Origin of the sequence: Amycolatopsis sp. WAC 04182, assembly GCF_003947465.1 — a bacterium.
Taxonomy (GTDB): Bacteria; Actinomycetota; Actinomycetes; order Mycobacteriales; family Pseudonocardiaceae; genus Amycolatopsis.
Window position 1 is genome coordinate 828,917 of the sequence record NZ_QHJJ01000003.1, and the last position, 22,016, is coordinate 850,932.

The following is a 22,016-nucleotide window of genomic DNA, read 5'->3' on the forward strand; positions in this document are numbered from 1 at the left end:
CGCGTCAGTCCTCGAGGACGTCGACGTCGCGCCGGTACCCGTTCTGGCGCGGGCAGATGTGACCCGCCGGGTCGAGCGGCTCCGCGCACAGCGGGCACGGCTTGCGGCCGGCGTTGACCACGCGGTCCGCTCGCTCCGCGAACGCGCGCGCCGCGCCAGGGCTCAGGAAGACGCGCACGGCGTCCGGCCCCTCTTCGGTGTCGTCCAGAACGACCGTTTCGTCCACCTCACCCTCCGTCATCGCGAGCAGCTCGATGACGACGGCACTGCTCTCGGCGTCCCAGCCGAGACCCATCGTGCCGACGCGGAACTCCTCCTCGACCGGAACGGTCAGGGGGTCGACGTCGAGCAACTCGTCGGGCGCGTCGTCCGGTACGTCCGCGCCGAATCGGCTGGCGACCTCTTCCAGCAGCGAGCCGAGCCTCTCGGCCAAGACCACCACCTGCTGTTTTTCGATCGTCACACTGATCGTGCGGACGTCCTCGGACGCCTGGAGATAGAACGTGCGGTCGCCGGGCTCACCGACGGTTCCTGCGACGAACCGGTCGGGCTGGCGGAAGACGTGGATTACGCGAGACATGGCACCTTTGACACTAGGCCACGGCCCCATGATCGGCATCCGCCGCCCCAAGGTTCAGCCCAGGGCGAAACCGCCGCGCCCCGGGCCGTCATGGGCAAAGGGCCGAACCTAGTCTTCAACCGTGGTTGAGATCGCCCCTTACGGCACCTGGACGTCTCCCCTGTCGGCCGCCGCTGTCGCGGCCTCGGGAGTCAGCGCGCAATGGCTCGATACCGTGGACGACGAGGTCTGGTGGGCCGAAGCGAGAACCGGTGAAGGCGGCCGCGTGACCCTCGTGCGGTCCCGCGCCGACGGCACGGTCGAAGACGTCCTTCCCGCTCCGTGGAGCGTCCGGAACCGGGTCCACGAATACGGCGGCCGCCCCTGGCTCGTCCTCGGCGACGTCCTGGTCTTCACCCACTGGGCGGATCAGCGCGTCTACCGCCGCGACCTGACCACCGGCGAGACGACCCCGCTGACCCCGGAACCGGCGACCCGGCACCAGATCCGCTACAGCGACCTCCGGCCCGGCCGCACCGGCGAAGTGTGGCTGGTCCGCGAGCGCAGCACCGGCCCCCGCCGCGTCGACATCGCCCGGGATCTCATCGCGGTTCCCCTCGACGGCGGCCAGGAACGGGTCCTGACGGCGAGCCATCACTTCCTCACCGCGCCGCAGCTTTCCCCCGACGGCACGCACGCGGCGTGGATCGGCTGGAACCACCCCGCGATGCCTTGGGACGGCACCGAACTGTGCGTCGCCGAACTCGACGAGGACGGGAAATTCGGACCCCACCGGGTGCTCGCCGGCGCGGCCGACATCTCCGTCTGCCAGGTCGAATGGGAGACGGCGGACAGCCTCCTGGCGTTGCTCGACCCGGACGGCTGGTGGAACCTGCACCGCGTCGGACTCGACGGCGGCATCACGAACCTGGCCCCGGCCGAACAGGAGATCGGCGGCGCGCAGTGGAAACTCGGCACGCGCTGGTTCACCCCGCTCGGCGACGGCAGGTTCGCCGTCATCGCGTCGGGCAGGCTCGCCGTCCTCGACGAAGCGAAGCGGGAAGTGACCCCGGTGGCGGCCGCCACCGACCTGACCGCGTGGTCCACCAACGGTTTCGCCGTCCACGAAGGCGCCATCGTCGGCGTCGCGGCGGGCCCTAAGCGAGAAGGTGCCGTCGTGAAAGTCGGCCTCGACGACGGGACGGTGACCGAACTCGCTTCGGCACCTGAACCTCCGTCGGTCGCCTACCTCTCGACGCCCGTCGAACGGACCTTCAAAACCGACGAGGGCGACCGGATCCCGGCCTTCGTCTACCTTCCCGCGAACGCCGACTTCGCCGCGCCGGACGGGGAACTGCCGCCGCTGCTCGTCTACCCGCACGGCGGGCCGACGGGCCGGGACAGCGCGGTGCTCGACTACGAGATCGCCTACTTCACCAGCCGCGGCATCGCCGTCGTCACGGTCAACTACGGCGGCTCCACCGGCTACGGACGGGCCTATCGCGAACGACTGCGGGAACAGTGGGGCATCGTCGACGTCGCCGACTGTGTCACCGTCGCCGAAGCCCTCGCCGCCGAAGGCACCGTCGACGGCGACAGGCTCGCCATCCGCGGCGGCAGCGCCGGCGGGTACACCTCCGCCGCCTCGCTGACCACCACCACGACCTACCGCGCGGGCACCGTGATGTACCCGATCCTCGACCTCACGCAGTGGACCGGCGACGGCGGCGAGACGCACGACTTCGAGTCCCGCTACCTCGACGGGCTGATCGGCCCGCTGCCGGAGACCGCGCAGCGCTACCGGGACCGGTCGCCGATCAACAACGCGGGCACCCTCGCCGGCCCGCTGCTGTTCCTGCAGGGGCTGGAGGACGAAATCTGCCCGCCCGAGCAGGCGGACCGGTTCGTGGCCGGGCTCGAAGGGCGCGGCATCGAGCACGCCTACCTGAGGTTCGAGGGCGAGCAGCACGGTTTCCGGAAGGCGGAGACGATCGTGGCCGCGCTCGAAGCGGAGTTGTCGTTCTACGGTCAGGTCCTCGGCTTCGAGACACCCGGCGTGCCGAAGCTCCGGCTGAGCCGATGAGGCCACCGAAGACGCGCCCGGGTGACACGATCGCCCTGGTCGCCCCGGCGGGGCCTGTCCCACCGGACCTCGTCGAGAAGGCACTGCCGGTGCTTCGCGGCTGGGGCGTCGAAGTCCACGTCGGTGACTGCGTCCGCGCGACCGCCGCCGGTTATCTGTCCGCTTCCGACGAGGCGCGGGCCGCCGAGTTCACCCGAGCCTGGCTGGACCCGGGAGTCACCTGCGTCCTCGCCGCCCGGGGCGGCTACGGATCGCAGCGGATGCTCGACCTGCTCGACTGGACGGCCCTGAAGGCGGCCGGGCCCAAGACGTTCGCCGGATCGAGCGACGTCACGGCGCTGCACCGGGCCGTGAACGTCCACTTGGGACTGGAGACGCTCTTCTCCCCCATGCCCGCGACCACCCTGTTCGACGCGGTGGCCGCCGAACACCTGCGGCTGTCGTTGTTCGAACCGGACAGTGTGCGGCTGATCGCCTCACCGACGGCGTCGCCACTGGTGCCCGGCACCGCGACCGGGACGCTCATCGGCGGCAACCTCGCCCTCCTGACATCGGGCCTCGGCACACCGGAGCAAGGCTCGGCACGTGAGGCGCTCGTGCTGCTGGAGGACGTCACCGAGAGCCCCTACCGGATCGACCGGATGCTGACCCAGCTGCTGCGTTCGGGCTGGCTCGACGGGGTTGGAGGGTTCGTGCTGGGTTCGTGGAAATCCTGCGGTGATCCGGAGGCGCTCCGAGCCCTGATGCTCGACCGCCTCGGCCCGCTCGGCGTGCCGATCGTCTGGGACTTCGGCGTCGGGCACGTCCCGGCCTCGCCGACCATCCCCCTCGGCGCACGGGCCACCCTCGACACCGACGCGGGCACCCTCCTGATTTTGCCATAACGGCAACGGGACTTGCGGAACCGGTCGAGGCGGAGGCATCTTGCGGTCATGGATTCCACACAGCGGTTCTGGGAAGACTTCTATCGGGACAAGGATCAGGTCTGGAGCGGGAAGGCGAACCCGATCCTGGTGAACGAGGTCGCCGCGCTCACGCCGGGGACGGCGCTCGATCTCGGCTGCGGCGAGGGCGGCGACGCCATCTGGCTCACCCAACAGGGTTGGCGCGTCACCGCCGTCGACATCTCGGAGGTCGCGCTCGAACGCGCCGCCGGGCACGCGGCCGAGGCCGGCGCCGAGGGCATCGTCTGGGAGCGCCACGACCTGGCGAAGTCGTTCCCCGAGGGGCGCTTCGACCTCGTCTCGGCACAGTTCTTCCACTCCCCCGTCGCGGAGGACGGCGAGCGGGACAAGGCACTCCGCCGCGCCGCGGAAGCCGTCGCCCCAGGCGGCACTCTGGTGGTCGCCGGCCACGCGGGCTGGCCGACATGGATGGAAGAGCCGCCACACAAGGACGTCCACTTCCCGACGACGGCCGAAGTCCTCGAAACGCTGGCACTGGCCGACGGCGAATGGACCGTGGAGCGGCAGGATCTGATCACCCACGACTTCCCCGGACCCGAAGGACAGCACGGAACCCGTTCGGACAACGTGCTCCGCGTGCGACGCTCGGGCTAGGTACCGTCACGGGCATGCGGATGACGCCTGCCGAAGCACGGTCACGGTTCGAAGGCGAGCGGATAGCGAGGTTGGCGACGACGGGTTCGGACGGCGTGCCTCATGTGGTGCCGGTGACGTTCGTTCTCGAAGGCGACTCGATGGCGTTCGCGATCGACCACAAACCCAAGAGCACGACGGCGTTGCGACGGCTGAAGAACATCGCGGAGAACCCGGTGGTCAGTTTCCTGACCGACCATTACGACGAGGACTGGGCCGAGCTGTGGTGGGCTCGGGCCGACGGCGTCGCCCGGGTGCTGACCGATCCCGACGAGCAGACGCTGCCCATTCGGCTTCTGCGGGAGAAGTATCCGCAGTACGAGGCGCAGCCTCCCCCGCATGCCGTGGTGACCACGCTCGTTCATTCGTGGAGCGGGTGGCGCTCTTCTTGAGCTTTTTTGGCCTTGTTGCCGTTTTACGGCAACAAGGCCGTCGCCATGCTGTATAGGTCGTTATACACTTTGATGGCCGGACTGGAACGCTGGGCCTAGCCGCAGCGAGCCCCTCACGCCCAAGTACATGAAGGCCCCCTTCCTTGCGCTAGCGTCCCGACAAAAGTCGCATATCCGCTGGTCAGGTGGGTTTCAAGTGATGACTCGGGTGACGGCGACGGGCCCGTCACCGTGGCCTGACACCTTTTCGACTGTCCACAGGGGACACTTTCCAGGTAGTGGTGCCTGATTCGGACGTTTTGTGAAGGGGTCGTGAGTGGCAATGATCGTTCTAACCGTCCTGACCACTCACGAGGCGTGCGGTGACGCCGCACTCGCGTGCTTGAAGGCGTAACTCGCGTGATCAGCGGCGTAACTCGCGAGTGTCGCCTCCAGACACGCGAGTTACGCGCCTGATCACGCGAATTACACCTTGACGCACGCCGCATACTTTGAGTTCCCAGTCCGTGAAGGCCTCCTTGAGGGACCCAGAGTCCCTCAAGGACGCCTTCACGGACACCAAATCAGGAGGAGCGAGGAGCCTCGGCAGGCAGGAACTGCTCCACCGGCTTCCCCCGCCAAGCGGCGACGATCCCCAGCGGATCCGGCCGCAGCAGCGAAGCGGCGGCGTACACGCTCGCCGCGACGACGCCGGCCATGAACCACCAGTCGTACAGCGCCTGCTCCCCCGTCGGGTAGTAGACCAGCGTCACGAACACCGACACCGCGACGACGACCGCGAGGTTCCGGCGGCGCCATTCGAACGCGGAAAGAACGACGAAACCCCAGGTCAGGTACCACGGCAGCGAGGGCGGCGGGACGATCGCGCCGGCCAGGAGCACGATCGCCATCCGGTGGATCGCCGGGTAGCCGCCGTCGCGGGCGAGCCACCACTGCCAGCCGGCGAAGACGAACAGGCCGACCATCGCGATCGCCCGGAACACGGTGACGAACGGCGAGACCTCGACGTCGATCACCAGGTTCACCAGTGAGTAGAAGATCTCGCCGATCCCGGTCGGGAAGTTCATCCAGTTCGCGATCAGCGTCGGCGCCTTGAGACCGGTCAGCCAGCCGAGGTTGACCGAGCCGAGCGACAGCCAGGTCCCCGCGACGAACACCGGCAGGAAGATCCCGACCGACGCGGCGCCCGCGCGGAAGAAGTTGACCACCTTCCGGTCGCCGGGCAGGTGGTTCGCCCACACCCAGACCAGGAACGGCAGGGCCCACGCCGCGGTGGGTTTGATCAGCATGCCGATGGTGACCAGGACGATCGCGACGACGTGCTTGCGCTCCAGCGCGGCCAGCACGCCGACGGTGAGGAAGCCCAGCATCAGGAGGTCGTTGTGCGGTCCGCCGACGAGGTGGATCACCGTCATCGGGCTGGCGATGGCGAGCCACAACGTGATCGGCAGCTTGCCGCCGAGGTGCTTGACCAGCCGCGGCAGCGACCACAGCATCCCGACCAGGCCGATCATCAGCACGAGCCGGGTCGCGATGACACCGGCGATCATGTCGTTGCCGGTGACCGAGACGATCCCCTTGGCGACCAGCAGGAACAGCGGGCCGTACGGCGCGGGCGTGGTCTGCCACAGCGGGTGGACGTTCTGCACGACGTCCGGCAGCACGGCCAGCTCGGCCGGGCCGTTGGCGTACGGGTCGAGCCCGTTGAGCAGCTGCGCGCCCTGCGCGAGGTAGGAGAAGACGTCGCGGGTGAACAGCGGCGGCGAGACCAGCAGCGGCGCCATCCAGCAGGCGGCGGCGATGACGATCGGACGGCTGCCGATCCGGCCCGCGAGCGCGTAGCGGCCAAGGCGGACCCACGCCCAGATGATCAGCGCGAAGCCCGTGTAGAGCATCACGTTGGCCAGGATGCGGCCATGGCCGTAGCGGATCCACGACAGCGGCCCGTGCCCCAGGATCGGGTCACGGATGAGGATTCCCCCGGCGCCGAGCGCCGCCAGCATCAGCAGCGTGCTGCCGATGGTTCCCATCGCGATGGTGCGGTACGGGAACCGGGAAGGCACCCGGAGCCGCTCACCGAGGGAGCCGGCCGAGGGCGTCTGCTGGGGGTCTGTAGTGGTCGCCATTTCGAGATTGGAGGTTACACACCGCGCCTGTGCGAGTGCGCGGCAATGGGTGTTTCCCGCGCGGTGCCACCGGGCAGCGCGGCGAGCAACGACTTCGTGTAGTCGTGTTTCGGGTCCAGCAGGACCTCCTCCACGGTACCCACTTCCACCAGCTCCCCGCGATACATCACGGCGACCCGGTCGGCGATGTTCCAGGCCAGCCCGAGGTCGTGGGTGATCACCAGCCCGGCGAGACCCAGTTCACGCCGCAGGCGCAGCAACAGCGCGAGGATCTCCCCTCGCACCGACGCGTCGAGCGAGGCCACCGGTTCGTCGGCGACGATCACGCCGGGATCCAGCGCGAGCGCGCCCGCGATGACGACCCGCTGCCGCTGTCCGCCGGACAGCTCGTGCGGGAGCCGGTCGAGGAACTTCCCCGCGGGCCGTAGTTCGGCCGCTTCGAGGGCCTTCGTGACGATCTCGTGCTCGTTCGCGCCCATCCCGTGGATGCGGGGGCCTTCCGCGACGGCCTCGTACACCGTGTGGTTGGGGTTCAGGGCACTCGTCGGGTCCTGCAGCACCAGCTGGACCTGCCGCCGGTACGCCTTGAGCCCGGCACCACCGAGCGGGACCGGTTTGCCGTCGTACCGCACCGCTCCGGAGTCGGGTTTCTGCAGCCCCAGCAGCGTCCGGGCGAGTGTCGTCTTGCCAGAACCGGACTGGCCGACGAGCGCGACGATCTCGTCCTTCCGCACCTGGAGGCTCACCCCGGCGACGGCGTTGATCCGCTTGCCGGTGCGGTCGCGGAAGCTGACGCGCAGGTCCTCGGCTTCCAGAAGCGCCGGCTGGTCGCCACTGCGTTCGGGCTCCGGTGGCAACGGCGTGCTGGTCGCGGGCGCGAAGCGGGACACCGGGTCGCCGACGGTCGGGAACGCGGCCGCCAGCGCCTTGCTGTGCTCGTGCTGCGGCGCGCTCATGAGCTCGGCGCTCGGCCGTTCCTCGACGATCTCGCCGTCGTACATCACCGCGATCCGGCGGCAGGTCGCGGCGAGCACCGACAGGTCGTGGCTGATCATGATCAGCCCGATCCCCTGTTCGGAGACCAGCCTGCCCAGCAGGTCGAGCACCTGCGCCTGGACGACGACGTCGAGCGCGGTGGTCGGCTCGTCCGCGATGATCAGCCGCGGCGAACAGGCCAGCGCCATCGCGATCATGACGCGTTGCTTCTGGCCACCGGACAGTTCGTGCGGATACGCGTCGGCGCGACCGGGCGGAAGGTCGACCTGTTCGAGCAGTTCCTTGACCTTGGCCTGGATCTCGCCGTCCGACAGGGCCTTGCCGCCGGGCGGGTGCAGGCGGAGGGGTTCGGCGATCTGCTCGCCGATCCGGCGGACCGGGTTGAGCGCATGCATCGCGCCCTGGAACACGACCGAGGCCTCGGCCCAGCGCACCGCGCGCAGCCTGCCCCACTTCATGGTCGTGACATCCTCGCCGTCCAGCAGGATCTCCCCGCTGACCTTCGCCGACCGCGGGAGCAGCCGCAGCACACTCATCGCGACCGTCGACTTCCCCGACCCCGACTCCCCCGCGACCCCGAGGGTGTCGCCGGGTTCGAGGACCAGGTCGACGCCGCGGACGGCGGCGACCTCACCGCTTCCGGTGGCGTAGGTGACGCCGAGGTTCTTCAGTTCCAGCAAGGGGCTCATGAGTGCTGTCCCTTCAGGCGCGGGTTCAGCACGGTCTCCAGCGCGCGTCCGACGAGGGTGAAGGCGAGGACGACCACGACGATCGCGACACCCGGCGGCAGCAGGTTCCACCAGGCGCCCTTGCTGATCGCGCCGTTGTTCAAGGCGGTCTGCAGCATGGCTCCCCAGGAGACGGTGTTCGGGTTGCCGACGCCGAGGAACGCCAGCGTCGCGTCGGCGATGACGGCGTTGCCCACGACGAGCGTGGTGTTGGCCAGTACGAGGGGCATGACGCCGGGTAGGACGTGCTTGCCGACGATGTGCAGGTGACCGCCGCCGAGTGCTTTCGCGCGCTCGATGTACGGGCGGCCTTCGATCGTGAGGGTCTGGGCGCGGACCAGGCGGGCGGTACTGGGCCAGGCGGTGACACCGATGGCGATGATCACCGTCATCGTGCCCTGATCCAGCACCGAGGCGAGCGCCACGGCGAGGACGAGCGACGGCAGCACCAGGAAGAAGTCCGTGAACCGCAGCAGCAGCCCGGACAGCCAGCCGCCGAAATGCGCGGCCGCGATCCCGATGAGAGTGCCGATCAGCACCGAAAGGAACGCCGCCGAAAAGCCGGTGAGCAGCGAGATCCGCGCTCCCCAGAACGTCATCAGCAGCACCGAACGGCCGTCGATGTCGGTACCGAGCCAGAACTCCCCGCTAGGCGGGTCCAGCGAAGTGCCCTCGGCCTTGGTGACGTCGAGGCCGGACTCGTCCGAGACCACCGGCGCGAGAATCGCCAGCAGCGTGATGACACCGAGGAAGGCCAGCCCGAAGACGCCCGCCTTGTTCGTCGTGAACTCGTGCCAGCGCTTCGCCACCGACTCGCGGCGGCGGCGCCAGACGATCGAACCGGGTTTTTCCGCTGTCGTCATGCCGTCCGCACCCTGGGGTCGAGCACGCGGTAGAGCAACTCCGCGAGCAGGTTCATCAGCACCACCGCACCCGCGAGGGTGACGAAGACGCCTTGCAGGACAGGCAGATCAGGTCCGCGGAGCGCTTCGTAGAGCAGTTGCCCGAGCCCCGGCCAGCTGAACACGGCCTCGACCGAGACCGCGCCGGAGACGACCATCCCGAACTGCATGAAGACCAGCGTCACCGTCGGGAGCAGGGCGTTGGGCACGGCGTGCCGCTTGCGGACGAGGTCGTCGCGCAGGCCCTTGGCCCGCGCGGTGGTGAGGTAGTCCGAGTTCATCTCGCCGATCAGCGACGAACGCATGACCAGCATGTACTGCGCGTAGAACACCACCAGCAGGGTCACGCACGGCAGCACCAGATGGTGGAGCACGTCGAGGCCTTCGCTGAAGAAGCCCGGCTCGACATCCGGGGAATGCATGCCACGGCTGGGAAAGAGGCCGTTGGTGGCCACCAGCAGCATGAGCCCGAGCCAGAACTGCGGGACCGACCACAGGGTCAGCGCGATCCCGGTCTGGACCTTGTCGAACCTGCTCCCCCGGCGCCAGCCCGCACGGATGCCGAGCCACAGGCCGAGCGCGACCGCGAGCACCGTCGCACTGCCGACGAGCAGGATCGTCGGCCACAACCGCTCACTGACCATGTCGAAGACGGGGCGCCGCTGCAGGTACGAGATCCCCATGTCGCCCTGGAGCAGGCCGGTGAGGTAGTCCCAGAACTGTTGCAGCAGCGGCTTGTCCACGCCCATCTGAGCGCGGAGCTCGGCCATCATCTTCGGATCGGTCGGCCGGTCGCGGACCATGAACCGCACGGGATCGCCGGGCAGCGTCCGGAACAGGAAGAACCCCAGCACGACGACGAGCGCGAGGCTCGCCAGCGCGCCACCGATCTTGGAGAGCACGAACCGGGCGGTGCCGGTCCCGCCCCGGCGCTCGTCGGGATCGCCGAGCGCCGGGGTCTTTTCGAGGGAACTGAGTGCTTCGGTCAACGCGCTCTTACTCCCGGTCGTCCGCCGACTTGCCGCGCCGCCCGAGCAGCACGCCGCCGCCGACGAGCACCACGAGCACGACCGCGCCGATGCCGATCCACAATCCGGTGTTGCTGCTCTCCTCGGCACCCGACGCGGCCGCGTCGGCCGGAGTGGCGCCGTAGACGCCCCAGTAGCCGGACTGCTCGAGGATCGCGCCGTCGGGCTGCGGCTGCTTGGTGAACGACGAGAACTTGTCCGACCGGTAGGCCTCGAGCACGTTGTCGTAGTCGAGGACGACGTCGACGTACTCCCCCGCCAGCACGGCCTGCGCCTGCTTGACGAGCTCGGCACGCTTCGCCGGGTCGAACTCGGTCAGCTGCCTCTTGTACAGGTCTTCGTAGCGCGGGTCGCAGAAGAACGTCGACGAGCTGCCGCCGTTGCCCTCCGCGTTCGGCCGGCCGGCGCAGGTGTTCAGGCTGAGGGCGTAGTCCGGGTCGGGAGAGGTGCCGTAGCCGGAGATCGCGAGGTCGTAGTTGCCTGCGGTGGTGCGGTCGTCCATCTCGTCGTCGGAGACGAGTTCCTGTTTGACACCGATGCCGATGTCCTTGAGCCAGCCGCTGACGAACTGCGCGACACGCTGGTCGAACGGCCGGTTCGCGTGACCGGCAAGCCGGAACTCCAGCTTCGCGCCGCCGGGTGCGACGCGGATGCCGTCCGCGCCCTTGGCGTAGCCGGCCTGGTCGAGGGTGGCGTTCGCGGCCGCGATGTCGAACTTGGTCTTCTCAGCGTCCGACGGGGTCCAGGTATAGGCCTTGTAGATCGCCGGGACGACACCGGCGCCGGGCTGGCCGTACCCGTTCATCACCTTCTGAACGATGGTCTCGGTGTCGATGGCCTGAGCGATCGCCTTGCGGACGCGGACGTCCTTCAGGATCGGGTTGCCGTCACCGATCGGCTGGTCGAGGACGTTCTTGACGCCGAAGTTGATGATGAGCTCGTTGTACCGGCGGCCCGGCGCCTTGTTCGTCGTGATGTTCTTTTCGCCCTTGAGCGCGTCGAACTGCGTCGGCGTGAGCCGGTTGATGACGTCGACCTCGCCCTGCTTCAGCGCGTTGACCGCGGCCTCGGCGTCCTTGAACTGCAGCAGCTGCAGTTCGTCGACCTTCGGCGCCCCGCGCCAGTAGTCCTTGTTCGCCTTGAACTTCACGAACTCGTTCTTCTTGTACTCGGTCAGCAGATACGGCCCGCTGCCGACGCCGACCACGGCCATCTCGTCGGTCGAGGGGGCGTTGAGATCCTTGATCGGCTCCCAGATGTGCTTGGGCACGATCGGGACGTCGAGCGCGGTCATGGTCGCCTGCGGGGCCTTGGTCTTGATGACCAGCGTCTTGTCGTCCGGCGCCGACACCGAGGCGAAGTTGGTGACGTAGCTGCCGTTCGCGGTGCGGGCGTTCTCGTCGTCGAGCATCCGCTGGAAGGTGAACGCGGGGTCCTGCGCGGTGATCGGCTTGCCGTCGGACCACTTCATCCCCTGGCGGATGGCGAAGGTCCAGGTGAGCTTGTCGTCCGAGGTCTTCCACGACTCCGCGATCCCGCCCGTGGGCTGCGTGTCCTCGGCGGAGGGAAGGGTCAGGAACTCGTAGTTGAACCGGCCGACCTGTGTCGACGCCGCCAGCTGCGCGGTGAAGGGGTTCAGGTGGTCGATGCCGGTCGTGAGCGCCACCCGGAGCACCTTGCCCTGCTGCTGCGCCGCCGCGGCGGGCACGAAAGGCACCGTCGCGACCGCCGAAGCGGCAAGGACCGCGACCACGCGAAGACCGCGCCGTCGCCTGGGAAAACGCTCTGTGCGCACGAAGACCACCCCATCGAAACTCGCTGTAACCCAACCCCCGAGGCGGAAAAGTAACCACATGTCGCGGTAACCGCGCAATGACTCGCCAATACCGATCGTGCACAGCGGATGCCGTCGCGTGGTCGACAGCTACTTTACGTCTCGCGGGCGTTGCATTGTGTCACCGTTTCGGCGCGCGAACCGGCCCCACGTGCAGTGTCCTGGGTATTCAAGGGAAGCGGGCTTGCAGAAGCCTTGCGCGCGATGATGCCCAATCGATACGTGCGACGAAGTGCGAGCAAAGCGTTTCGCGGGTCAGCCGACCGAGACCTCACGCCGGCGCGCGGTGGCCGCGGCCGCGTAGAGCCACGCGAACAGTGCCCACATACCGGCGAAGATGAGCCCCACGGTCACGTACGCGACCGTCCAGAGCACGGCGGGCGTGTCCGACTTCCGTTCCCGTTGCAGGAACTCGATCTCCGACATGAACGGACGCGTCCCGGACGTCGCGTCGATCGACGGCGCGTTCGCGGCCGGGTCGGCAGGCGCGTAGATCGGGGCGAGCCCCATCACCCGGTTCGGGACGTGTACGCGGATCCCGGTCTTCCACTGGCCGAACACCGGCAACGGCTGGGCGGTGCGGTACACCCCGTCGCCGATCTTCTCCAGCGGCGCGGTGAAGAAGTCGCCGCCCTGCCAAGCGAAACCGGTGAGCCACACGGCGTCGTCGGCCAGGTCCGGCCGCGAGATCGTGACGGTCGCGTCGACCCAGCGGGGTGTGCCGCCGCCGTGCGGATTCGAGATCGGCAGGCCGGTCGCGGCCTCGGTCAGCCGGACGTCGGCGGTGAACCCCGGTTCCGGATCCTGCGGGACGGCGACCGCCGACATCAGGGCGACCGCGCCCAGCGCGCCGACGAGCCCGACCGCGTGCCGGGGCCCCGCCGCGGGCACCCGCGTCGCCGTCTCCTCCACCCGCTGGTACTGCCAGACACCGATGAACGCGCCCGCGAGGGCGGCGCCGGTCCCGAACAGGACGAACAGCGGCAGATGGGCGGCAGGCCACGGGTTCGGCATCAACCATTGGGTGAACGCCGCTTCGGCGAGCATCCCGGCCGTCCCCACGAGCAAGCCGGCGACAACGGCGAACGTGTAGCCCTTCCGGTTTCGCATCGCGAGGGCGACGATCTCGATGATCAGCGCTTCGGCGACGTACGGCAGCAGCGAGGCCACGTGCAGGTCGGCGAACAGCGGGATGACGGCGAACGAAGCACGGGACGCGAGGAAGACCGCGAGCACGATCAGCGCGCCGCCCGGCCCCCAGGACAGCCGCCCGTAGGTCAGGGTCCAGGCGCCGATCAGACCGACGAGCACGACCTGCGACAGCATCGGGAACTGCGGGACGCCGAGGTCGAACTCCATGAGGAACGCCGAAGCACCCATCATCCAGGCACCGGCGAGCACCGGGCCGAGCAGGCGCACGACCGGTCCGGTCGCGCCGACCTGGCGGGCCTCGCCGAGCAGGAGTTGCAGGCCCAGCACGACACAGACACCGCCGCCGATCATCAGGACGTGCGTCGGTCCCCATTCGGTGACGTCCTGGCCGAACAGGCGGTGCCAGACGTCGTCGAGCGGGAACCCGGCGATACCGACCAGGCCGGTCGCCATCATCTGGATGGACCCCATCGGCGCCCGCCAGTGCGGGCCGATCTTGAACGTGCGCTTGGGCAGATCCTTCGTCGCGAGGGTCGCGCTGAGCACGCCGCTGGCGAAGATGCCCATCAGTCCGAAGTAGATCGGGTAGTGCGACGGGTTCGCGAGCGGACCTTCGTCGCGGCCGAGCTCCATGTGGATCGGCACGTCCCAGTAGACGCCGATCAGCGCCGACATCCCGGAGAGGAAGGCGACGAACATCGGCAGCGCCGCCCAGCGCGGCAGACCGCTGAATTCACCCATCCAGTCGGCGACGCGGCCGAAGACCGTCCGCTTCCCCGCGCGCTCGCGGAGCACGAAGAGGGCCAAGGGCAGGAAGACCGCGGTGAACATCAGGCCCGCGATGACGATCTGCCCGAATTGCGCGCCGCCGGCAGGCGGGCTCTCCTGAGCCATGAACACCGTGCTCGCCTTCCTGCTAACCTAAGTAACTGTTACCTTGGGGTAACACGATAGGGGCAAGGTCCCGGCCGGGCAAGCCGGGGCGTACGACTTGGAGGCACCTCGATGCGGAGGATCGGCGCGATCCGCGGGATCACCGTGGCCGCACTGCTGGCCGTGACCGGCTGTTCGGGATCGACCGGCTCCGAGCAGGCGCCGGGCACCGGCACCCGGACCGTCAAGTTCTCGATCACCGAGGGCAAGCGCACGGCGGGACCGGAGGAGGTCGCGGTGCGCACCGGCGAGAACGTCGCACTCGAAGTCACCTCGGACCAGCCGGACGAACTACACGTCCACGGCTACGACAAGGCCGCCCAGCTGTCGCCCGGGGTTCCGGGGACGGTCGCCTTCACCGCGAACATCGACGGGATCTTCGAGGTGGAACTGCACAAGAGCGGCGCGGCGGTGACCAAGCTCCGGGTGAGCGGATGATCCTGGCGCACGGTCTCGGCGGCCGGTCCGATCTGCCGGTCCCGCTGTGGCTCGCGCTCTACGCGGGAGCGGCCGCCGTCGTGGCCTCCTTCTTCGCGCTCACCGTGCTTTGGAAGGAGCCGAAACTCCGCGGCGCCGACGCCGGCCGCCCCCTCCCCCTCGCCTTGCAACGGTTCATCGACGGCGTGTTCTCACGGATCGCGGCGCGCGCGCTCGGCGTGGCGCTGTTCGCGGGCTTTCTCGCGATGGCATGGGCGGGCCCGGACAACTCGGCCGACAACCCGGCACCGGCGTGGTTCTACGTCTGGTTCTGGGTCGGACTCGTTCCGCTCTCGCTCCTGTTCGGCCCGGTCTGGCGGCGACTGAATCCACTGAGGACGGTCGCGGGGCTGATCCCCGCGCGACAGCGCGAACTCCCGGACCGGCTGGGTTACCTGCCCGCGATCGCCGGCCTCCTGGCGTTTCTATGGCTGGAACTGGTGTTCCCGCACTCGGACTCGCCCAGGGCGATCGCCCTTTTCGCCACCGTATATGCCGTTATACACATTGCTCTCGGCGTGGTGTTCGGTCCGCGCTGGCTCGACCGCGGTGATGCCTTCGAGGTCTACGCACGCCTGATCGCGGCCCTCTCCCCTTTCGGCAGGCGGGCGGATGGGCGCCTGGTGATCCGGAATCCGCTGGACGGCCTGCTCACCATCTCCCCCGCGCCTTGGCTGACCGCGCTGGTGCTGGTGGTGCTCGGCTCGACGGCGTTCGACGGTCTCACCCGGCTTCCGTTCTGGACGTCGCTGGACGCCGGTGTCCTCGGCGGCACCGCCGGGCTCGGGGCCTGTATCGCGCTCACCTACGGCGCCTACGCCGGCGCCATCAGCCTGACCAGGCCGTATCTGCGCCGAGGGTTCGACCCCTATCCGGCGTTCGCGCCGTCGTTGATCCCGATCATGGTCGGCTACACCGTCGCGCATTACTTCTCGTTCGCCGTGTTCTCCGGACAGCAGGGATTCGGCCGCGCGATCGACTACACGGTCGTCTCGGCAAGCGTGATCGCGCTGGTGCAGATCGCCGGGATCGTCGCCGGGCACGTGCTGGCCGTAACCTCGGCGCATGACCGTTCCGTCGGCGTGCTGCGCGCGAACTACGTCAAGGTGGGCCAGTACCCCATGCTGGCGCTGATGATCGGCTACACCGCGCTCGGGATCGCGCTGGTCTCGGGCTCATGACCATCGCGGCGCGGGTGGTGATGATGCACCAGGGCGGCTGGGACGAGATCCTCATCTTCGTCGGCCCCGTGGTGATCATCGGGCTGCTCATCTACGTCGCGCGCAAGCAGGTCCCGACCACGCCTGAGGATGAGGACGACTGAGGGGGACGTAGTCACCACCGGCCAGCGCGGCGGCGAGATCAGGGTACGTGGACGCGCTGCCGATGAAGCTCCCCTGCACGACGCGAACATAGGAGCCGTCCAGAGGGAAGACGAGCACGAACTTCGCTCCGTCGTTCCCGCGCAGGACGGCACCCTTTCTCAGGTTGTCGAGGAACTCGATGATGTCGCGCTCGATCTCCTCCGCGAACTCGCGCTGCCTGTCCTGCGAGAGGTCGTAGAGATCGGTGTCGATGTCGTAGGTGGCACGCTTGCCCGTCACGGGGTCCAGCGCCTCGAACGCCAGCGCGAGCCAGCGGCGCGGCACGACGTCCACCGCCGCTTCCCACTCCGGGCCGCCGAACTCCCACGTCGAATCCGCGACCTTCACCGCCTGAAGCTCGCGCAGGAAAGCCAGGAGCCGGTGGCCCGCCTCAGCCGTCATGACCGGGCCGCCCGCCGAGGAGCAGCGCTCCGGCCAGCTCGGTGACCTCGTCCCGAGTGCGGCCACCGTGGTCGGCGGCCATGAAGTGCTTGCCGATCAGGAGCGAGAACGCGAGCAGGCAGCGGGCCTCGACCTCGTCTTCGTCGGCGAAGATCTCGCGCATGAGGGAACGCAGGTAGTCCATTCGCTGGTTGTCGACCCGCCGGAGCCGCTCGGCCACCGCCGGGTCGCGCCGGGCCCAATCCCGGATGGCGAGGTCGATCGGCAGGAGACGATCACCGGCGAGCAGACCCGCGCGCCGGATCTTCGCCCTGGCGTCGCCGCCTTCACTCTCGACGCTCTCGAAGAGCAGATCCGTGCTCATCCGCTCCCAGGTGGCGAGCATTCCCTCCAGCAGCGCGCCCCGATCGGCGAAATGGCCGTAGAACCCGCCTTTGGTGACACCCAAGGCTTTCGCGAGCGCCTCGACGCGCACGGCGTCGGGACCTCCGGCGGCGAGGGCGCGCAGCCCCGCGTCGATCCAGGCGCTCGGCGGGGTCCGGGTTTCGGCGGCCATGGGATCACCGTATCTCTCGTCACTCCGGCACCACGAGGACGATATATACGCTACCGTATAGATGGCGGAAGTTCACTGGGAGGAACAACGACGATGACTGTCGGATTCGTGGCCACGCATTACCCGCACACCGATCATCACGACGAATTCGTCTCGCGCGTCCGGCGAGTCGCCGACGTCTTGCGCTCCACTCCGGGCTGCCTCGCCGCCGAATGCTGGGTCACCGCCGCGGGCGACGCCGTGGTGTCGATCGTGCGCTGGGAATCCGCGGCGGCACAAGCGGCCTCGATGCGGGCTCTGGGCTCGGCGGACGTGGACGTCGCCTTCGACGACCGCGAAGTCCGCCCGCGCGAGATCGTCCAGCTGGTGTCGGCATGAAACTCGCGAACACGGCCCACACCGTCCGCCCGTGGCGGATCCACGAAATCGCCGGGGACTTCGACCTCGAAGACGTCTGGGCGCTCGGGACACCCGGCGGGCCGGACGATTTCGGCAAGCTGGTGCAGCAGTTCTCGTCAGGCAATTTCCCCGATGGGGCACCGCTCCCCGTCCGGGCACTGTGGGCGCTGCGCTGGAAGCTCGGCGGCCTCTTCGGGCTGGACGAACGGAATTCCGGCCTCGACACCCGGGTGGGATCGCTCCGCGGCAGGCTGCCGGAAGACCTCCGCGACACACCCACCGGCCCGGACGAGGATTGGCTGCCGTTCACCCCGCTCTACCGGCTCGACGACGAATTCGCCGCCGAAATGGCGAACCGGACCATGCACGGCGTCCTGCACATCGCCTGGGTCGAGGACGGGCAGGGCGGGTATCGCGGCCAGATGGCGGTCCTGGTCAAACCCAACGGGCTGTTCGGCCGGGTGTACATGGGCTTCATCAAGCCGTTCCGGTACCTGATCATCTATCCGGCGCTCATGCGGATGATCGCCCGGGAGTGGACGAGCCGCTCCTGAACTCGACCCCGTAGGTGGTGAGGACGGTTAGAGCCAACCGTGTCTCAGGTACCTACTGCCGATGTGCCGGTGGCGTTTTCGCGTGACTGGATGGACGACACACGTGTCGGGATGGACGACACGCGTGTTCAGGCAGACGACTCGCGATGAAACCGGGCCGCGCGTCGTGTCGTCCATCCAGTCACGAGGACGTGGCGCGACGGCTGCTCCGCACTAGTGTCATGTCCTTCTCCCGCACCGGTTCCCGGCAATGCGCGCAGACGGTCTCCGGCGCGAGGACTTCGCCGCACGAATGCCGCCACACCGTCGGCGGCGGCCCCTCCGTGACGTACGCGTCGCCCCACGCCATGAGGTTCAGCAGCACATGGTTGAGCGCGTGCCCGGCCTCGGTGAGCACGTACTCGTAGCGCGGCGGATGCTCCTCGTAGAGCCGTTTCTCGAGGATCCCGGTCTCGACGAGTTTCCGCAGCCGCGCGGTCAGGATGTCCCGGCTCGCCCCCGTGTTGCGGACGATCTGGTCGAACCGCCGCGCACCGAAGAACACTTCGCGCAGCGCGAGCAGGCTCCAGCGCTCCCCGATCACCTCCATCGCGTTGGCGATCGAGCAGTCCCTCGGTCCTTCGGTCATGCGACCAGCGTAAACCCAGTGAGTCTTGATTTCCAACCCACTCGGTGCCAGAGTGAGTTGGAGAAACCAACTCACCAGTGGAGGCAGCCGTGCACGACGCGGTCATCGTCGACGCCGTCCGTACCCCGATCGGCAAGGGCAAACCGGGTGGTGCCCTGCACGGGGTCCATCCGGTCCAGCTGCTCGCCCATACGCTGCAGGCTCTCGTCCGACGCAACGGCCTCGATCCGGAGCTGATCGACGACGTCATCGGCGGCGCGGTCGACCAGGTCGGCGAACAGGCCCAGAACGTCACGCGGTGGGCGGCGCTCGCGGCCGGGCTGCCGGAAACCGTGCCGGCGACCACCGTCGACAGGCAGTGCGGAAGCAGTCAGCAGGCCGTGCACTTCGCCGCGCAGGGCGTGATGGCCGGAGCGTACGACGTCGTCATCGCCTGCGGCGTCGAGTCCATGAGCCGCGTCCCGATGTGGTCGAACGTCCTGCCGGGCACCGATCCGCTCGGCCCCGGCGTCGCCGCCCGCTACCCGGAAGGCCTGGTGCCCCAAGGGATCAGTGCCGAACTCATCGCCGCGAAGTGGTCGCTCGGCCGCCAGGCGATGGACGAGTTCGCGATGTCCTCGCACCGGAAGGCGGCGCGGGCGCACGAACTCGGGCGGTTCGCGAGCCAGATCGTGCCGATCGAGACACCGTCCGGCCGGGTGGCCACCGACGAGTCCGTCCGGCCGGGGACCGATCTCGAAACGCTCGCCAAGCTGCGCCCGGCGTTCCGGGATCCGGCCGTCGCCGCGCGATTCCCGCAGATCGACTGGTCGGTGACCGCGGGCAACAGCAGCCCGATCAACGACGGCGCCTCCGCCCTGCTCATCACCTCCAGCGAGACCGCCGCCCGGCTGGGCCTCCGTCCGCGCGCCCGCCTGCACAGTTTCGCCGTCACGGGATCAGACCCGCTGCTCATGCTCACCGGGGTCATCCCGGCGACGGAGAAGGTGCTGCGGCGCGCGGGTCTGCGCCTGGCGGACATCGACCTCTTCGAGATCAACGAGGCGTTCGCCAGTGTCGTGCTGGCGTGGCAGCAGGAAACCGGGGCCGACCCGGCCAAGGTCAACGTCCACGGCGGCGCGATCGCGCTGGGCCATCCGCTCGGCGCGAGCGGGACCCGCCTGATGGGCACGCTGGTCAACGCGCTGCACCACCACGGCGCCCGCTACGGCCTGCAGGCGATGTGCGAAGGCGGCGGCCAGGCCAACGCGACCATCTTGGAGGCGTTGTGACCGGCAGGCTCCCCAAGAAACTGGCGGACCATCCGTCGGTGCGGGCGGTACTCGCCAAACCGCGCGACAAGCCGTCCCCGGTGATCGACGCCACCTGGCTCAAGGAGATCTGCCTCGCCGCCGGCGCCGACGACGCGGCCGCCGTCTCGCTCGACCATCCGGATCTGGCGGGCGAACGCGAGCACGTCCAACACGCGCTGCCCGGTACCAAGACCCTTGTGTCGCTCGTGGTGCGGATGAACCGTGACGACGTCCGCTCCCCCGCCCGCAGCGTCGCCAACCAGGAGTTCCACCGCGGCGGCGAGATCATCAACGAGGCCGGGCACACGATCGTCCGGACGCTGCAAGACGCCGGATACCGCGCGATCAACCCGTCCGCGACGTTCCCGATGGAGATGGAGCACTATCCCGGCCGGATCTGGGTCGTCGCGCACAAGACGGTCGCCGTCGCGGCCGGTCTCGGCGCCATGGGGCTGCATCGCAACGTCATCCACCCGAAGTTCGGCAACTTCGTGCTCCTGGCGACGTTGCTCGTCGACGCCGAGGTGTCCACCTACGGCGAAGCCCTCGACTACAACCCTTGCCTGGAATGCAAGTTGTGCGTCGCCGCCTGCCCCATCGGCGCGATCTCGAAGACCGGCGAGTTCGACTTCCTCGCCTGTTCGACGCACAACTACCGCGAGTTCATGAGCGGCTTCACCGACTGGGCCCAGACCGTGGCCGACAGCGAGGACGCCGCCGACTTCCGGTCCAGGGTGACCGACGCGGAGAACGTGTCGATGTGGCAGAGCCTCGCGTTCAAGCCGAACTACAAGGCCGCGTACTGCATGGCGGTCTGCCCGGCGGGCGATGACGTGCTCGGCCCGTACCTCGAAGACCGTCGCGGCTTTCTCGGAACCGTCTTGAAACCGTTGCAGGACAAGGTGGAGACGTTGTACGTGCGAGAAGGATCGGCGGCGAAGGCCTACGCCGAACGTCGTTTCCCCCACAAGCCGGTGAAGGAGGTCGACGGCGGCTATCCGGCACGGCCTTGAGCCACGCTGTCACATCTTCGATCCCCCACGCGTCAGGGTTACGACTGATCGATGAAGGATGGGGACCGTGGACGAACACGACTGGCTGGCGCGGCGTTTCGAAGGACACCGGACGCATCTGCGGGCGGTGGCGTACCGGATGCTCGGTTCGCTGAGCGAAGCCGACGACGCCGTGCAGGAGGCGTGGCTGCGGCTGAGCCGGTCGGACTCCGGCGACGTGGACAACCTCGGCGGCTGGCTGACCACCGTCGTCGGCCGGATCTGTCTCGACATGCTGCGCTCTCGCAAGTCGCGGCCGGAAGAGCCGGTCGGCGCGCAGCTGCCCGACCCGATCATCGGCCGTGAGGGCGGGGTCGACCCGGAACACCAAGCTCTGCTGGCGGACTCGGTCGGCCTGGCGCTCCTGGTCGTGCTCGACACCCTGGACCCCGCCGAGCGGCTGGCGTTCGTCCTGCACGACATGTTCGCCCTGCCGTTCGACGAGATCGCGCCGATCGTGGGCCGGTCTTCCGCGGCGACCCGGCAGCTCGCCAGCCGCGCGCGCCGCCGTCTGCAGGGTTCGCCGACGGTCCCTGACGCGGATCTGAGCCGTCAGCGGGAAGTCGTCGACGCGTTCTTCGCCGCCGCCCGGGGCGGCGACTTCGACGCGCTGGTTTCGGTGCTCGACCCGGATGTCATCCTGCGTGCCGAGGGCGGCGCGGCTCCGGCGGGGACCACGCGTTTCGTGCGCGGTGCGGCCAAGATCGCGAGCCAGGCGCTCATGTTCCGGTCTGCGGGCGAGGGCGGGGAGCTGCGGCCCGCGCTGGTCAACGGCGCGGCCGGGATGGTCGTCACCAAGGACGGCGTACCGACGACGGTCTTCGCGTTCACCGTCGTGGGCGGGAAGATCGCGGCGATCGACATCCTCGCCGATCCGGACCGGCTCGCCGCGCTGGACTTCGAACCCCTCGGCTGAAATGTCAGGAAAGGGTCGTTCAGGACGAAAAACGTCCTGAACGAC

At 68.8% G+C, this 22,016-nt stretch carries 22 protein-coding genes; 12 read left to right on the top strand and 10 right to left on the bottom strand.

The window, feature by feature from the left end; genetic code table 11:
* Positions 1-4: 4 nt before the first annotated feature.
* Positions 5-580 carry a DUF3090 domain-containing protein gene (locus tag DMH01_RS17535; RefSeq protein WP_125678033.1) on the bottom strand — a complete coding sequence of 192 codons (576 nt, stop codon included), beginning with the start codon at positions 578-580 and terminating at the stop codon, positions 5-7.
* A gap of 121 nt (positions 581-701) precedes the next feature.
* Between DMH01_RS17535 and DMH01_RS17540 the strand changes: the two genes are divergently transcribed.
* From DMH01_RS17540 to DMH01_RS17555, 4 genes are read left to right on the top strand one after another with little or no spacing between them, the layout of a single operon-like run.
* Positions 702-2,642, top strand: coding sequence for a prolyl oligopeptidase family serine peptidase (locus DMH01_RS17540; RefSeq protein ID WP_125678035.1), 1,941 nt, complete (start codon positions 702-704; stop codon positions 2,640-2,642).
* Positions 2,639-3,526 (top strand): LD-carboxypeptidase, encoded by an 888-nt coding sequence (locus DMH01_RS17545; protein WP_125678037.1) that lies wholly within the window; start codon positions 2,639-2,641, stop codon positions 3,524-3,526. Before DMH01_RS17540 ends, DMH01_RS17545 begins: the two co-directional genes overlap by 4 nt.
* A 48-nt stretch (positions 3,527-3,574) precedes the next feature.
* Positions 3,575-4,201 (top strand): bifunctional 2-polyprenyl-6-hydroxyphenol methylase/3-demethylubiquinol 3-O-methyltransferase UbiG, encoded by a 627-nt coding sequence (locus DMH01_RS17550; protein ID WP_125678039.1) that lies wholly within the window; start codon positions 3,575-3,577, stop codon positions 4,199-4,201.
* A 14-nt stretch (positions 4,202-4,215) separates the two neighbouring features.
* A complete protein-coding gene (locus tag DMH01_RS17555; RefSeq protein WP_125678041.1) occupies positions 4,216-4,632 on the top strand; it encodes a TIGR03668 family PPOX class F420-dependent oxidoreductase in 417 nt (138 codons plus the stop codon).
* Positions 4,633-5,195: 563 nt separating this feature from the next.
* Here DMH01_RS17555 and mptB read toward each other — a convergent pair.
* From mptB to DMH01_RS17585, 6 genes are all read right to left on the bottom strand, one after another.
* A complete protein-coding gene (gene mptB, locus DMH01_RS17560) occupies positions 5,196-6,758 on the bottom strand; it encodes a polyprenol phosphomannose-dependent alpha 1,6 mannosyltransferase MptB (protein WP_125678043.1) in 1,563 nt (520 codons plus the stop codon).
* Positions 6,759-6,772: 14 nt separating this feature from the next.
* On the bottom strand, positions 6,773-8,443 hold the full coding sequence (gene nikE, locus DMH01_RS17565) for an ABC transporter ATP-binding protein (RefSeq protein ID WP_125678045.1): 1,671 nt from the start codon (positions 8,441-8,443) through the stop codon (positions 6,773-6,775).
* Positions 8,440-9,345 (bottom strand): ABC transporter permease, encoded by a 906-nt coding sequence (locus tag DMH01_RS17570; protein WP_125678047.1) that lies wholly within the window; start codon positions 9,343-9,345, stop codon positions 8,440-8,442. The genes nikE and DMH01_RS17570 overlap by 4 nt, the downstream gene beginning before the upstream one ends.
* On the bottom strand, positions 9,342-10,373 hold the full coding sequence (locus DMH01_RS17575) for an ABC transporter permease (protein WP_125678049.1): 1,032 nt from the start codon (positions 10,371-10,373) through the stop codon (positions 9,342-9,344). The genes DMH01_RS17570 and DMH01_RS17575 overlap by 4 nt, the downstream gene beginning before the upstream one ends.
* A 7-nt stretch (positions 10,374-10,380) precedes the next feature.
* The gene (locus DMH01_RS17580; RefSeq protein ID WP_125678803.1) at positions 10,381-12,165 is read right to left on the bottom strand and encodes an ABC transporter substrate-binding protein; all 1,785 of its coding nucleotides are present in this window, start codon (positions 12,163-12,165) and stop codon (positions 10,381-10,383) included.
* A gap of 336 nt (positions 12,166-12,501) precedes the next feature.
* A complete protein-coding gene (locus DMH01_RS17585) occupies positions 12,502-14,292 on the bottom strand; it encodes a hypothetical protein (protein ID WP_233621574.1) in 1,791 nt (596 codons plus the stop codon).
* A 111-nt stretch (positions 14,293-14,403) separates the two neighbouring features.
* Between DMH01_RS17585 and DMH01_RS17590 the strand changes: the two genes are divergently transcribed.
* The 3 genes from DMH01_RS17590 to DMH01_RS43020 are packed head-to-tail and all read left to right on the top strand — an operon-like array spanning position 14,404 to position 16,132.
* Positions 14,404-14,769: a hypothetical protein gene (locus tag DMH01_RS17590; RefSeq protein WP_125678053.1), complete on the top strand. Its 366-nt coding sequence runs from the start codon at positions 14,404-14,406 to the stop codon at positions 14,767-14,769.
* A complete protein-coding gene (locus tag DMH01_RS17595; protein WP_125678055.1) occupies positions 14,766-15,989 on the top strand; it encodes a hypothetical protein in 1,224 nt (407 codons plus the stop codon). The genes DMH01_RS17590 and DMH01_RS17595 overlap by 4 nt, the downstream gene beginning before the upstream one ends.
* Positions 15,986-16,132: a hypothetical protein gene (locus tag DMH01_RS43020; protein ID WP_199745523.1), complete on the top strand. Its 147-nt coding sequence runs from the start codon at positions 15,986-15,988 to the stop codon at positions 16,130-16,132. Before DMH01_RS17595 ends, DMH01_RS43020 begins: the two co-directional genes overlap by 4 nt.
* On the opposite strand, the gene DMH01_RS17600 is transcribed toward DMH01_RS43020, so the two are convergent.
* Entirely contained in the window at positions 16,077-16,574 is a 498-nt protein-coding gene (locus DMH01_RS17600) for a hypothetical protein (RefSeq protein ID WP_233621575.1), read from the bottom strand. The genes DMH01_RS43020 and DMH01_RS17600 overlap by 56 nt on opposite strands.
* The gene (locus tag DMH01_RS17605) at positions 16,564-17,130 is read right to left on the bottom strand and encodes a TetR/AcrR family transcriptional regulator (RefSeq protein WP_125678057.1); all 567 of its coding nucleotides are present in this window, start codon (positions 17,128-17,130) and stop codon (positions 16,564-16,566) included. Before DMH01_RS17605 ends, DMH01_RS17600 begins: the two co-directional genes overlap by 11 nt.
* A gap of 93 nt (positions 17,131-17,223) precedes the next feature.
* Here DMH01_RS17605 and DMH01_RS17610 point away from each other — a divergent pair, with 93 nt between their 5' ends.
* Together DMH01_RS17610 and DMH01_RS17615 are read left to right on the top strand one after the other, a co-directional pair.
* The gene (locus DMH01_RS17610) at positions 17,224-17,508 is read left to right on the top strand and encodes an antibiotic biosynthesis monooxygenase (protein WP_125678059.1); all 285 of its coding nucleotides are present in this window, start codon (positions 17,224-17,226) and stop codon (positions 17,506-17,508) included.
* Positions 17,505-18,083, top strand: a complete 579-nt coding sequence (locus tag DMH01_RS17615) for a DUF2867 domain-containing protein (RefSeq protein WP_125678061.1) — start codon at positions 17,505-17,507, stop codon at positions 18,081-18,083. The genes DMH01_RS17610 and DMH01_RS17615 overlap by 4 nt, the downstream gene beginning before the upstream one ends.
* A 181-nt stretch (positions 18,084-18,264) precedes the next feature.
* Here DMH01_RS17615 and DMH01_RS17620 read toward each other — a convergent pair whose 3' ends face one another.
* A complete protein-coding gene (locus tag DMH01_RS17620) occupies positions 18,265-18,711 on the bottom strand; it encodes a helix-turn-helix domain-containing protein (protein ID WP_125678063.1) in 447 nt (148 codons plus the stop codon).
* A gap of 89 nt (positions 18,712-18,800) precedes the next feature.
* Between DMH01_RS17620 and DMH01_RS17625 the strand changes: the two genes are divergently transcribed.
* The 3 genes from DMH01_RS17625 to sigJ all read left to right on the top strand — a co-directional run bounded on the left by DMH01_RS17625 (position 18,801) and on the right by sigJ (position 21,971).
* The gene (locus DMH01_RS17625) at positions 18,801-19,982 is read left to right on the top strand and encodes a thiolase family protein (protein WP_125678065.1); all 1,182 of its coding nucleotides are present in this window, start codon (positions 18,801-18,803) and stop codon (positions 19,980-19,982) included.
* On the top strand, positions 19,979-21,016 hold the full coding sequence (locus DMH01_RS17630) for a (4Fe-4S)-binding protein (RefSeq protein WP_125678067.1): 1,038 nt from the start codon (positions 19,979-19,981) through the stop codon (positions 21,014-21,016). The genes DMH01_RS17625 and DMH01_RS17630 overlap by 4 nt, the downstream gene beginning before the upstream one ends.
* A 67-nt stretch (positions 21,017-21,083) precedes the next feature.
* On the top strand, positions 21,084-21,971 hold the full coding sequence (gene sigJ / locus DMH01_RS17635; protein WP_125678069.1) for an RNA polymerase sigma factor SigJ: 888 nt from the start codon (positions 21,084-21,086) through the stop codon (positions 21,969-21,971).
* Positions 21,972-22,016 lie beyond the last annotated feature (45 nt).